This is a genomic window from Streptomyces himalayensis subsp. himalayensis (assembly GCF_013778455.1).
In the GTDB taxonomy this organism is placed as follows: domain Bacteria; phylum Actinomycetota; class Actinomycetes; order Streptomycetales; family Streptomycetaceae; genus Streptomyces; species Streptomyces himalayensis.
The window spans coordinates 54,843-66,584 of sequence record NZ_JACEHE010000014.1; the positions used below are offsets into that span (position 1 = coordinate 54,843).

Annotated in this window: 13 protein-coding genes; 6 read left to right on the top strand and 7 right to left on the bottom strand. The window is 72.1% G+C overall.

What is annotated here, in order from left to right; translation table 11 throughout:
• Positions 1-118: 118 nt before the first annotated feature.
• Complete coding sequence (locus tag H1D24_RS22550; RefSeq protein ID WP_181659468.1) at positions 119-586, top strand: RDD family protein; 468 nt, start codon at positions 119-121, stop codon at positions 584-586.
• 109 nt (positions 587-695) lie between these two features.
• On the opposite strand, the gene H1D24_RS22555 is transcribed toward H1D24_RS22550, so the two are convergent.
• From H1D24_RS22555 to lipB, 4 genes are all read right to left on the bottom strand, one after another.
• Positions 696-1,397: a DUF4191 domain-containing protein gene (locus H1D24_RS22555; protein WP_181659469.1), complete on the bottom strand. Its 702-nt coding sequence runs from the start codon at positions 1,395-1,397 to the stop codon at positions 696-698.
• Positions 1,398-1,427: 30 nt separating this feature from the next.
• A complete protein-coding gene (locus H1D24_RS22560; RefSeq protein WP_181659470.1) occupies positions 1,428-1,631 on the bottom strand; it encodes an SCO2195 family GlnR-regulated protein in 204 nt (67 codons plus the stop codon).
• Between the two features lie 347 nt (positions 1,632-1,978).
• Positions 1,979-2,944 (bottom strand): lipoyl synthase, encoded by a 966-nt coding sequence (gene lipA / locus H1D24_RS22565; RefSeq protein WP_181659471.1) that lies wholly within the window; start codon positions 2,942-2,944, stop codon positions 1,979-1,981.
• Positions 2,945-3,065: 121 nt separating this feature from the next.
• The gene (gene lipB / locus H1D24_RS22570) at positions 3,066-3,863 is read right to left on the bottom strand and encodes a lipoyl(octanoyl) transferase LipB (protein ID WP_181659472.1); all 798 of its coding nucleotides are present in this window, start codon (positions 3,861-3,863) and stop codon (positions 3,066-3,068) included.
• A 319-nt stretch (positions 3,864-4,182) separates the two neighbouring features.
• On the opposite strand from lipB, the gene H1D24_RS22575 reads away from it, so the two are divergent.
• A complete protein-coding gene (locus tag H1D24_RS22575) occupies positions 4,183-5,658 on the top strand; it encodes an NsdA family TPR-like regulatory protein (protein WP_181659473.1) in 1,476 nt (491 codons plus the stop codon).
• A gap of 45 nt (positions 5,659-5,703) precedes the next feature.
• Here H1D24_RS22575 and H1D24_RS22580 read toward each other — a convergent pair whose 3' ends face one another.
• Positions 5,704-7,062 carry an NAD(P)/FAD-dependent oxidoreductase gene (locus H1D24_RS22580; protein WP_181659474.1) on the bottom strand — a complete coding sequence of 453 codons (1,359 nt, stop codon included), beginning with the start codon at positions 7,060-7,062 and terminating at the stop codon, positions 5,704-5,706.
• Between the two features lie 113 nt (positions 7,063-7,175).
• Positions 7,176-8,075 carry a TIGR01777 family oxidoreductase gene (locus tag H1D24_RS22585; RefSeq protein ID WP_181659475.1) on the bottom strand — a complete coding sequence of 300 codons (900 nt, stop codon included), beginning with the start codon at positions 8,073-8,075 and terminating at the stop codon, positions 7,176-7,178.
• Between the two features lie 61 nt (positions 8,076-8,136).
• Here H1D24_RS22585 and H1D24_RS22590 point away from each other — a divergent pair, with 61 nt between their 5' ends.
• The 4 genes from H1D24_RS22590 (at position 8,137) to H1D24_RS22605 (ending at position 11,097) form a co-directional block, all read left to right on the top strand.
• Entirely contained in the window at positions 8,137-8,625 is a 489-nt protein-coding gene (locus H1D24_RS22590) for a GNAT family N-acetyltransferase (RefSeq protein ID WP_181659476.1), read from the top strand.
• A gap of 117 nt (positions 8,626-8,742) precedes the next feature.
• Complete coding sequence (locus tag H1D24_RS22595; protein WP_181659477.1) at positions 8,743-9,900, top strand: PP2C family protein-serine/threonine phosphatase; 1,158 nt, start codon at positions 8,743-8,745, stop codon at positions 9,898-9,900.
• An 88-nt stretch (positions 9,901-9,988) separates the two neighbouring features.
• Entirely contained in the window at positions 9,989-10,762 is a 774-nt protein-coding gene (locus H1D24_RS22600; RefSeq protein ID WP_181659478.1) for a peptidoglycan recognition protein family protein, read from the top strand.
• A gap of 95 nt (positions 10,763-10,857) precedes the next feature.
• Positions 10,858-11,097 carry a hypothetical protein gene (locus H1D24_RS22605; RefSeq protein WP_181659640.1) on the top strand — a complete coding sequence of 80 codons (240 nt, stop codon included), beginning with the start codon at positions 10,858-10,860 and terminating at the stop codon, positions 11,095-11,097.
• Positions 11,098-11,166: 69 nt separating this feature from the next.
• Here the strand turns inward: H1D24_RS22605 and H1D24_RS22610 are convergent, their stop codons facing one another.
• The gene (locus H1D24_RS22610) at positions 11,167-11,685 is read right to left on the bottom strand and encodes a DUF4240 domain-containing protein (RefSeq protein WP_181659623.1); all 519 of its coding nucleotides are present in this window, start codon (positions 11,683-11,685) and stop codon (positions 11,167-11,169) included.
• Positions 11,686-11,742: the final 57 nt, after the last annotated feature.

Below are 11,742 nucleotides of genomic sequence, written 5' to 3' on the forward strand. Positions count from 1 at the left end.
CGCCGAGTTTCTCTGGCGTGACCCATTTGTTTCGTCGAAGTTAACCGCCCCCGTCGTCTCCTCCCTCTCTACCACCCCGGCCCCCCGGGTGCATATAGGGGCCCAGTACCGTGGACGGGTGAACAACAGGCAAGCAATCGGATCGTGGCTCTCGGGACCGCGCCAGGCGGCCGAGGACATGGGCGTCGACCTTGGTTACCGGGGCGAGCAGCTGGGTCTGCCGAAGGAGGGGCCGGGCTCCGTGGCGCCGCTCGGCCGGCGCGTCGGCGCGATCGCCGTCGACTGGGGGCTGTGCGTGCTGATTGCATCCAGCCTGATCACGGGCAGCTATGACCAGGCCACAAGCTCCTGGGCCCTGCTGATCCTCTTCGTGCTGAACGTGCTCACCCTCGGCACCCTCGGTTTCACCCCGGGTAAGCGTTTCTTCCGGCTGCGCGTCGTGGCAGTGGACGGCGGCAGGCTCGGCGTCGGCCGCGTCATCGCCCGCAGCGTGCTGCTGTGCCTGGCGATCCCGGCCCTGATCTGGGACCGCGACAGCCGCGGCCTGCACGACCGCCTGGCACGCGCCGTCCAGGTCCGGATCTGACCCCGCTCCCCGTAGGCGATACGACGACGGGGCACCCGGAACACGACGATGGGGGCCCGGAACCAGTTGGTTCCGGGCCCCCATCCACGTAGTAGGGCGGGCGACAGCGTCACCGCATCTTCGGGCCGCCGCGAGGCATCCGCATGCCCTTGGGCATGGGGCCCTTCGGCAGCGGCATGTTGCTCATCAGGTCGCCCATCGCGCGCAGCCGGTCGTTGGTCGTGGTGACCTGCGGGCCGGTGAGGACGCGGGGGAACTTCAGCAGGGTCGTGCGGAGCTTCTTGAGCGGGACCTCGCCCTCGCCGTTGCCGACGATCACGTCGTGCACCGGCACGTCCGCGAAGATGCGGTTCATCTTCTTCTTCTCGGCGGCCAGCAGGCTCTTCAGCCGGTTCGGGTTGCCCTCCGCGACCAGGACGATGCCGGCCTTGCCGACGGCCCGGTGCACGACGTCCTGGCTGCGGTTCATGGCCACCGCCGGGGTCGTCGTCCAGCCGCGTCCGATGTTGTCCAGGACCGCGGCGGCCGCGCCCGGCTGTCCCTCCATCTGCCCGAAGGCGGCACGCTCGGCCCGGCGTCCGAAGACGATCGCCGTCGCGAGGAAGGCGAGCAGGACACCGAGGATGCCGAGATAGATGGGGTGACCGATCAAGAAGCCGATGGCGAGGAAGACACCGAAGGTGACGATTCCCACAGCCGAAAGAACAAGGCCGATCTTTTTGTCGGCCCTGCGGGTCATCTTGTAGGTCAGGGCGATCTGCTTGAGCCGCCCGGGGTTCGCAGCGTCCGCTGCGGTTTCCTTCCTCGCCATGTCGTGAAGTCTACGTGGCCCGGGAAGTACCTACGACGTGCGGGTTGCCACGGCCTCCTCGAGCACGCGCTGGGCCTCGACCCGGTCCTTGGCGCGGCGCCGGTCCTCGAGGACCGAGGTCCAGGCGTTGCGGCGGGCGGTGCGCTGTCCGCCGCTCATGAGCAGGGACTCGACGGCGCGCAGTGCGGTGGTGAAGGACGGAATGGCGGTGGCGCGTACGGGCGCGGCCTGCATGGTGTGGGTCCCCCTCGGTAGGCGGCGTGGAAGCGGGTGCGAGCAAGGCTGCACAAGCGTTGGGGGGCGCGAGTGCACGGTGCGTAGACCTAGCGTCACTGATTGGTGTTACCAGGGCATGACCGACCGGTCAAACGCGAATGAAGCCCTGATTTTGTGGCCCGGAACGACGACGCGGCCCCGGCTGTGCCCCCCATCTGCGGGGACTGCCGGGACCGCGTCGAATCGGCCACTACCGGTCGGTAGCCTCTTGTGCTCAGATTCACACAGCCGCCTGATTCCGTGTCAGGCGGCCGCGCGCTCCGCCTGTCTCAACCGGGCCTTGCGAGCCACGCCTTCCGTGCGTGTCAGACGGCCTGCGACGCCACGTACGCGCCCCGCCTCTCGACGGCCATCTGGTACAGCCGGCCGGCGCGGTACGAGGAGCGCACCAGCGGGCCGGACATCACGCCGGAGAAGCCGATCTCCTCGGCCTCCTCCTTCAGCTCCACGAACTCCTGCGGCTTGACCCAGCGCTCCACCGGGTGGTGGCGGACGCTCGGGCGGAGGTACTGCGTGATGGTGATGAGCTCGCAGCCCGCGTCGTGCAGCTGCTGCAGCGCCTCGCTGATCTCGGCGCGCTCCTCGCCCATGCCGAGGATCAGGTTCGACTTGGTGACCAGGCCGGCCGCGCGGGCCTCCGTGATCACCTTCAGGGAGCGCTCGTAACGGAAACCGGGGCGGATGCGCTTGAAGATCCGCGGCACCGTCTCGACGTTGTGCGCCAGCACCTCGGGACGGGACGAGAAGACCTCGGCCAGCTGCTCCGGGACCGCGTTGAAGTCGGGGATCAGCAGCTCGACCTTGGTGCGGCCCGCCTCGCGGTCGGCGGTCATGGCGTGAATCTGCCGCACCGTCTCCGCGTACAGCCAGGCGCCGCCGTCCTCCAGGTCGTCGCGCGCGACGCCGGTGATCGTGGCGTAGTTCAGGTCCATCGTGACGACCGACTCGCCGACGCGGCGCGGCTCGTCACGGTCGAGCGCCTGGGGCTTGCCGGTGTCGATCTGGCAGAAGTCACAGCGCCGCGTGCACTGGTCGCCGCCGATGAGGAAGGTGGCCTCGCGGTCTTCCCAGCACTCGTAGATGTTCGGACAGCCCGCCTCCTGGCAGACCGTGTGCAGGCCCTCGCTCTTCACGAGTTTCTGCAGGGCGTTGTACTCGGGGCCCATCTTCGCCCGGGTCTTGATCCACTCGGGCTTGCGCTCGATGGGGGTCTGGCTGTTGCGGACCTCCAGGCGCAGCATCTTGCGTCCGTCGGGTGTGACTGCGGACACGTCCGGCTCCCTGCGACTTTGATTCCTCGGCGTACACCAGCGTACGCTCGTGCTGTTGACGCCCTTGCCTCCGGGCAACCTCCGAGAGCGGGGGTGCATTCCCCGGGGCGGGCGCCGGCGGCTACGCCAGGGTCCGCTCGATCTCGCGGGGCCTGAGCTCGGCGTTCTCCAGGACCTCGCGCAGATGCTTTTCGGCCACCGGCAGGACGTCCGCGATGGTGATGTCGCGGCCCAGCTCGTTCGCGAGCGAGGCCACGCCCGCGTCGCGGATGCCGCAGGGCACGATGCGGTCGAACCAGGTGTTGTCCGGGTTCACGTTCAGCGCGAAGCCGTGCATGGTCACGCCCTTGGCGACCCGGATGCCGATGGCGGCGACCTTGCGGTCCTCGCGACGCTGGCCGGCGTTGGACGGGGCGTACTCCGGGCCGTTCAGCCGCGGGTCGAACTCCTCGTCCTGCAGCCGCGGGTCGAAGTCGAGCGACAGACCGCCGAACGCCGGGCGCTGGTCCACGGGATCGCCGAGCACCCACACGCCGCTGCGGCCCTCGACCCGGGTGGTCTCCAGGCCGAAGTCCGCGCACGTACGGATCAGGGCCTCCTCGAGGCGCCGCACATGGGCGACGACGTCGACGGGGCGGGGCAGCTTCATGATCGGATAGCCCACCAGCTGGCCAGGGCCGTGCCAGGTGATCTTGCCGCCGCGGTCCACATCGATGACCGGGGTGCCGTCGAGGGGGCGCTCGCTGTCCGCCGTGCGCCGACCGGCCGTGTACACGGGCGGGTGCTCGAGCAGCAGACAGGTGTCGGGGATCTCGTCCGTGAAACGGGCGGCGTGCACGCGGCGCTGCTCGTCCCAGGCCTCCTGGTACTCGACGGCGTCCGCACCGAATCCCATGCGGACGAACCGCAGTTCATTCACGGCAAGTGCCTCCTAAAACCTTCACCATGCACATATGCCCCTCCGCCACTGTACGGGCATGTACGGCAGGGCATTCCGGTCGGTCCTCACCCGAACACCGTCGGCCCTCGGCGCGCGCCCTCGTCCACCCCGCAGGCCGCTCGCCGTCAGGCCCTCCGGCCAATCCTCACACGATCGGATGAATGCAGGTCGTGGGCGGCAGGAGAGGCCCCGGGGATCGCTAAATTCGCGCCCGTTCCCTCTGCGATGTCATGAGGGTTCCTTGTGTGAAGTCATGAGGGATGAATCGCGGCCCGGAAGGCAGGAGACCGCACAGCAGATGACGGAACGACCTCCGCAGCGCACCCCCAACCGCCAGCTCGCCGCGCTCATCGCAGAGGCAGGATTCTCCAACGCCGGCCTGGCCCGCCGTGTCGACCAGCTCGGTCTCGAACACGGGCTCGACCTCCGGTACGACAAGACATCGGTGACCCGCTGGCTGCGCGGCCAGCAGCCCAGGGGCACCACGCCCGCGCTGATCGCCGAGGTCTTCACCCGGCGCCTCGGACGGCGGCTGACCGCGCAGGACCTCGGGCTCGACGCGTGCGCACCGGTCTACGCGGGCCTGGAGTTCGCGGCGACCCCCGAGGAGGCCGTAGACATCGTCAGCGGTCTGTGGCGCAAGGACTCCGGCAGCCATGCGGAGCTCCGCAAGATCGCGTTCACCCCGGCGGGGCTCGTGGTGCCCAGCCGGGACTGGCTGATCGGCCGCGCCGACGACCGCGTGAGCCGCGGCGACCCGCTGCCGCCCAACGGGCGCGTGCCCGCGCAGGGGCGGCTCGCGGGATCCCGGCCGGTGCCGCCCCCCGTCGTCGTCGCACGGGCGAGCGCGGGCGCCGAGCGCGGCTCCGGACAGAAGGTGAGCGGCGGCGACATCGCGGCGCTGCGCTCCGTCGGTGAGCTGTTCCGCACACTCGACCATGCCTACGGCGGCGGGCACGCACGGCAGGCCCTCGTCCGGTATCTGGAGCACGAGGTCGAGCCGATGCTGCGCGGGACCTACGGCGAGCAGACGGGCCGCCGTCTCTTCGCCGCCACGGCCGACCTGACCTGCCTCGCCGGCTGGACGTCGTTCGACATCGCGGCGCACGGCCTGGCCCAGCGGTACTTCGTGCAGGCACTGCGGCTGTCCCAGGTTGCGGGGGACCGGGCGTACGGCTCGTACGTGCTGGTCACCATGAGCCGCCAGGCGGTGTATCTGGGCCACGGGCGCGAGGCCGTACAGCTGGCGAGGGTCGCCCAGCAGGGCGTCGGCATGTCCGCCCCGCCCGCCGTACAGGCGCTGCTGCACGCAGCCGAGGCGCGCGGGCACGCGGTGCTCGGCGAGGTGCGCGCCTGCACGGCCTCCCTCCTACGGGCCGAGCGCGCACTCGAGGCGGCCGGGCCTGGGGACGACGTGCCGCACTGGGCGCGCAGCTTCGACGAGGCGCAGCTCGCGGACGAGTTCGGGCACTGCCACCGCGACCTCCAGCAGTACCGGGCCGCGGCGCAGCACGCCGAGCGGGCGCTGCAGCTGCGCCCGCCCGGGTTCGCGCGCAGCCGCCTGCTCTGCCGCGTGGTCCTGGCCTCCGCCCGGCTCGGCCTCGGCGAACTCGACCAGGCCTGCAGGCTGGGCGCGGAGGCCGCTGGCCAGGCCGCGGAGATGCGGTCGGTACGGGCCGTCGAGTACGTGCGCGACTTCGAGCGGCGCCTCGAGCCGTACCGGGATGCGGCGCCGGTGCGGGGATATCGGGACAAGGTGGCGGCGCTGGGGTAGGCGTGGCGCCCGGCGGGTGGTGTGCCTTGGTGCGGTGTGCTGCGCTCACGCGGCCTTGGAGACGGGGTCCGCGGTGTCCGACAGGTCCACACCGAGGTCGCCGGCCAGGACGTGTGCGGCGCGGCGGCCCGAGCGGAGCGCCCCCTGCACCGTGCTCGTGTCCCGGTGATCACCGCACACGTACAGGCCCGTCAGGAGCCGTACCGAGCGGTGCAGGTCGTGCGGAGCGGGCATCGCGGGTACGGCCTCAGGATCGTGGTGGACGGCCAGCGTCTCCCAGCCGGAGGTCGACGTTCCGTACAGGTCGGCCAAGTGCGCGCGTACCAGGGCGTCCAGGTCCGGCGGGGGAGGGCCGAGGACGGTCGACGAGACCAGGGTGCGGCCCGCCGGGGCGCGCGACGGGTCGACCTGGCTGACCACCGCCGTGTACGCGACGGGGCCGCTGCGGTCGGCGTCGAGCAGCAGCGCGGGCTCGGCGAGCGGCGGTTCCAAGGTGGCGTGGTGCACCACCGTCACCGGGTGGAAGGACGGCACGCGCAGCCCCGGCAGCAGCTCGGCCGCGGCGCGGGCGCCGGTCGCCAACAGTACGGAGCGGCACCTCACTTCGCCATGGTCCGCTGTCGTCACCGAGGTGGTGGACACCTCCGTGACGCGTACGCCGGTGCGTACCGTGCCCGGGGGCAGCGTGGCGGCCAGAAGTTCCGGCAGGGCGTCCGCGCCGCCCTCCGGCAGGCACAGGCGGCCGCGGGCGAAGGCGTGCAGCGCGAAATCCGCACACCGGCTCGACGTCGTCAGGCAGGGGTCGCTCAGCAGGGCCGTAAGCAGGGGGCGCAGAAAGCCGTCGACGGTGCGGGACGGCAGGCCGCGCGTGGCGAGCGCCTGGGCGGCGGGGAGCTCACGGCGGGTCAGTAACCGCTCCAGCGGGGTGGCCGCGAGGCGCCCGAGGGCCGCGGAGAGCCGGGCCTGGTCCAGGGGGCCTCCGAGGGGGGTGGCCGGGCGCCCGGTGCGGGGAGCACGAGGGGCACTTGCGAGCGCGCGCGCCCCGATGAGTGCGCCCCTTGCGCCGGTCCTTGCGCCCCTTGTGTTCCAGGCCGCCGCCGGCGGTTCGGCGCGATGGTGGCGACCGTCGCTGTGTACCAGCACCCCGGGCGAGAAGGGGCGGAGGACGAGCGCGTCGAGTCCCGGAGTGCGGCGCAGTTCGGAATACGAGGTGAACAGCAACTGGCCGATCCGGTCGAGTCGGAAGCCGTCGACCTTCTCGGTCGACATACGGCCGCCCGCGTAAGGGGCGGCCTCCAGGACGACGGTGGTTACACCGGCCCTGGTCAGGTGGTGCGCGGCCGCGAGTCCCGCGACTCCGGCTCCCACGATGACGACGTCCGCAGAGTGCGCCGGCTCAAGCACGTGCCCCTCCCGAGTTGGGCGACTGGTGGAGACCTCATGCCCCCAACGGCGGCCCGGAATGCAGGAGTTCGGGTCGAGCATTGGCCAATGCCGGTGGTGTGTCGGTTCTGTTCTCAGGTCAGCGCCGCGCGTACCGCGTCCTCGATCCGTGGGAACGCGAAGGCGAATCCCGATTCCAGGAGCCGGGCGGGAAGCACCCGCTGGCTGGTCAGCACCTCGCGGGCCAGCTCCCCGAGAACGGCCCGCAGCACCGGCGCCGGTACGGGGAACACGGCCGGCCGGTGCAGGACGCGCCCCATCGCCGCGGTCACCTCACGGTTGGTGACCGGATGCGGCGCCGTCAGATTGACCGGCCCGGACAGTTCCTCCGTGTCCAGCAGATGCCGCAGCGCGGCCACCTCGTCGTGCAGCGCGATGAAGCTCCAGTACTGCCGCCCGTCGCCCAGATGCCCGCCCAACCCCGCCCTGAAGAGCGGGTACAGCCGCCCCCACGCGCCGCCGCCACGCGCCACCACCAGCCCGGTGCGTGCGAACACGGTGCGGACACCCGCCTCCTCGGCGGCGGCCGCGGCCTCCTCCCACTCCACGGCCATCGAGGGCAGGAACCCCTCACCCGGAGGGGCGCTCTCGTCCACCGGGCGGTCGCCCGTGTCGCCGTAGAAGCCGATCGCGCTGGCGGACAGGAACACGCGCGGCGGCTCGTCCAGGGAGGCGACCGCGTCGGCGAGCGCCGCGGTGCCGAGGACCCGGCTGTCGCGGATCTCCTGCTTGTACGCCGCCGTCCAGCGGTGGGCGCCGATCCCGGCGCCCGCCAGGTTCACCAGGGCGTCGCAGCCCGCGAGGCCCGCGGTGTCCACGTACTGCCGCATGGGGTCCCACTGGACCTCGTCCGGCGCGCGAGGGGGCCGGCGCACCAGCCGTACCACCTCGTGGCCGTCCGCGGTGAGCGAGCGCACCAGCGCCGTACCGATGAGGCCGGTCGAGCCGGCCACGGCAATCCGAGATCGCTGCATGGGCCCATCCTGCCGCCGGAGGCCGCGGAGCGGAGGCCGGCCCCGGTCGTACAGTGCCCCCATGCCTGTGCCATACATACGCTTCGCGCTGCCTGACGACGACGACGCGCTCGGGCGCCTCGACCGTGCGGCCTGGTCCACGCTGCATGCCGTCAGGCCCAGGGAGCAGCCTCCGTACGAGACCTTCTTCAGTGAACGCTTCGGCCCCCGTGACCATCTCGTCGCCGAGTCCGGCGGCCGGATCGTGGGCTATGTGCGGCTGGGTATTCCGACCCCGCTGCTGTCGAACGCGCATGTGCGGCAGATCCAGGGGCTCGCCGTCGCCGACGAGGCGCGCGGGCAGGGCGTGGGGCGTGCGCTGGTCCGGGCGGCCGTGGACGAGGCCCGCCGCCAGGGTGCCCGCCGCATCACCTTGCGCGTCCTCGGCCCCAACACGCCCGCCCGGAAGCTCTACGAGTCCGAGGGATTCGTGGTCGAGGGGGTTCAGCCCGGCGAGTTCTTCCTCGACGGCGAGTACGTGGACGACGTGCTGATGGGGCGCGGTCTTTAAGGTGATCGGCCGACCGGGCGCGGCCCGGCGTGCGGCCGTGCCCCCGGCGTAGGAGCGTGAAGGGGGCGGCCGGAAGGAGTGCGGTGATGAGCGGGCGCGGCCGGAAGGAGTGCGGTGATGAGCGGGGCCGCGTCTCGGCGCCAGGACCGTGAGGAGCGCACGTGGCTGCGCGGCGCGCCGCCGCCCCGCTGGCTCCGCCTGCTCCCCCTCGTACTGCTCGTCGGGCTCACCGCCGCCGGTCTGACCACCTCGCGCACCTTCGACGTCGGCTTTCTGCTCGCCGCGATCCCGCCGCTGGCGGCGCTCTCGTACGGTCCCGCGATCACGGCCCTGCTCGGCGGCATCGTCCTTGTCCTGCTCGAGGTCCCGCCCATCGACCTCGGTCGCCCCGGCGAGATCGACCTGGCCACCGTCGCCTTCATCGCCCTGCTCAGCGTGGCCATCGCCTGGGTGCGCGAGCGGCGCGACGCCCAACTGGTATCGGTGCGCTCGATCGCCGAGGCCGTCCAGTTCGCCGTGCTGCCGCCGCTGCCCGAGCGCGTGGGGCCCGTACGCTGTGCCGGCCTGTACCGGGCGGCGCAGAGCGGGACCCTGGTCGGCGGAGACCTCTTCGAGGTGCGTGACGGCCCCTACGGCGTACGGGCGGTGGTGGGCGATGTGCAGGGGCACGGCCTCGCCGCCGTCGGCACCGTCGCGGCCCTGCTCGGCGCGTTCCGGGAGGCCGCGCTCGACCAGCCGCATCTGGCCGGGGTCGCAGGGCGGCTCGACCGCAGGCTCGTCGTCGACGCGGCCGAGGTGGGGAACGCGGAACTGTTCGCGACGGCACTGCTGCTGGAGTTCACGGACGACGCCCGGGCGGTGCGCATCCTCTCCTGCGGCCATCCCCGCCCGCTGCTGCTGCGCGGCCGTACGGCGACCGAGCTGCGGGTGCCGGCCGGACTGCCGCTGGGCCTCGGCATCGCCGCCGACCCGCCCGAGGAGCTCACCGTCCCGCTGGAGCCGGGCGACCGGCTGTTCGTCGTCACCGACGGGGTGACCGAGTCACGCGACGGTTCCGGTGCCTTCTATCCGCTCGCCGACCGGCTGCTCGTACTCAACGAGGACGACCTGGCCATGACGACCGACGTGGTGTGGAAGGACCTGGTCCACTTCGCCGGAAGCGTCCAGGACGACGCGACGATGCTCGTCTTCGCACCGGAGGCCTTCTCACCGGAGGGCTTCGTACCGGAGGCCTCCGCCCCGGAGCCGGGCCCACGCCCGCCGGGCGGTCGCTGAGGCCGCCCTCGCCTCGGGTCGGCCCCGGCTCACCCGTGTGGCTTACACCGCATGTCGCCGGCGGTCCTGGCGGCGGAGAGTGTTGGACATGCGTGTCCTTCGCATCGTGCTGTGCTGTGTGCCCGGTGCCGTGGCCTTCGCGCTCCTCGTGCTCTGCGCGGTGGGCGTCGGCGGGCACTCCGCATCGCCCGGGCGGACCCAGACGGCACGCCCCAAGTCGGCCCAGGGCGCGGCGTGGACCGCTCCGAGACCGCAGATCGTCCCCAGGGCGCAGTGGCTGGGCCAGGGCGGCCAGGAGGCGTTCAGCCGCCCGCCACCCCGCTTCGCCGACCGCGTCACGGCGGTGTTCGTGCACCACACCGACACACCGAACGACTACGACTGCGCCGACGCCCCGCGCACCATACGTGACATGTACACAGGCCAGGCCGGTGCCCGGCACTGGGACGACATCGGCTACAACTTCCTCGTCGACCGCTGCGGCACCATCTACGAGGGCCGCGCCGGCAGCGCCGATCAGCCCGTCGTCGGGGCGCACACCCAGGGGTTCAACGAGCGGACGGTGGGCGTCGCCGCGATCGGTACGTTCACGGCCGGGACGGACGTACCGAAGGTCATGACCGACGCCATCGCGGCCATCGCCGCCTGGAAACTCGGCCTGTCCGGCATCGATCCGCGCAGTCAGGTGGACCTGGTGTCCACCAACAGCCTGAGCAAGTACCCCGCGGGCACGCGCGCCCGCTTCCATGCCGTGTCCGGCCACACCGACGGCAACCTGACCGAATGCCCTGGGGAGGCCCTGATGGCACAGCTGCCGTCGATCCGGGACGCGGCGGCGCGTATGGAGGGCCGCCGCCCGTAGCGCGGAACGCCTGCCCAGAACAACACAGGGATGCCGTATCGGGCGCACAGCTTCCGCTGAGGCGAGCGCCCTGGCGTGAACGTACCGAACCGGAGGTGGAGATCTTGAAGGAGCACGAGAAGGCCGACGACTCCCAGGCGCAGACGTCCTGGCCGAGCGCGATGCTCCGCGGCCCGTGGACCGTCCTCTGCGTCGCCGCGTCCGTCGTCGTGGGGCCCACCGCCGCCACCGCCTCCGCCCTCGACCGGGCCAACGCGGCTCCGCCGCACCACTTCGCCGACCCGCACGCGCCGGATGCGCCGGAGGCCGCGCAGTGGGGCCGGGCCGCGGCGTAGCCCGGACGGTGGGCCTTCGCGCCGCCGCTACGACCTGAACCGCCGCCTCTACGACCTGGACCGCCGCCGCTACGACCCGAACCGCTCCCACAGCTTCGGATACCGCTCCGCCAGAGCCGCCTTGTTCTCGAAGTCGATCGGTGTGCCCTCGGGCTCCGGCGGCGCCGGTGGGATGCCGAGGTCGGGAGCGACGGTGCCGGTGAGTTCCTCGTACGCCTCGTCCGCCGCGTAGCCGAGCTCCTCGCCGTCGCCGTCGACCTCCTCGTCGAAGTCCTCGAGGAGGGCGGCGAGCGAGTCGGGGTCGTGCAGGGCGCCTTCGAAGACGTCGCGGCCCTGGCCGATCAGCCAGCAGCGGAAGTAGTCGAAGGCGTCGTCGCTCGCACCGTCGAGCAGGACCCAGGCTGCGCCCCACAGGTCCCAGCGATAGGCGCGGTTGTAGCGGGACTCGAAGTGCCGGGCGAAGTCCAGTACGGCGTCCGGATCGGACTGCAGCAGCCTTTCGACGAGCAGCTCGGCGTGGTCCTCGGGGTCGCCCCCGGCCGCCTCGCGGGTGCTGTCCACGATCTCCCAGAACTCCGTCTCGTCCATCACGCCACCAGCATCGGCCCTGGGGAGGGGCGATGCACGCGGAGTGGGACGGATGCG

Bases quoted from the DNA above. Each gene is read 5' to 3' on its own strand.
- H1D24_RS22555 (WP_181659469.1), bottom strand. From the start codon at position 1,397: ATGGCGAGGAAGGAAACCGCAGCGGACGCTGCGAACCCCGGGCGGCTC.
- H1D24_RS22560 (WP_181659470.1), bottom strand. From the start codon at position 1,631: ATGCAGGCCGCGCCCGTACGCGCCACCGCCATTCCGTCCTTCACCACC.
- H1D24_RS22575 (WP_181659473.1), top strand. From the start codon at position 4,183: ATGACGGAACGACCTCCGCAGCGCACCCCCAACCGCCAGCTCGCCGCG.
- H1D24_RS22585 (WP_181659475.1), bottom strand. From the start codon at position 8,075: ATGCAGCGATCTCGGATTGCCGTGGCCGGCTCGACCGGCCTCATCGGT.
- H1D24_RS22590 (WP_181659476.1), top strand. From the start codon at position 8,137: ATGCCTGTGCCATACATACGCTTCGCGCTGCCTGACGACGACGACGCG.
- H1D24_RS22595 (WP_181659477.1), top strand. From the start codon at position 8,743: ATGAGCGGGGCCGCGTCTCGGCGCCAGGACCGTGAGGAGCGCACGTGG.
- H1D24_RS22600 (WP_181659478.1), top strand. From the start codon at position 9,989: ATGCGTGTCCTTCGCATCGTGCTGTGCTGTGTGCCCGGTGCCGTGGCC.
- H1D24_RS22610 (WP_181659623.1), bottom strand. From the start codon at position 11,685: ATGGACGAGACGGAGTTCTGGGAGATCGTGGACAGCACCCGCGAGGCG.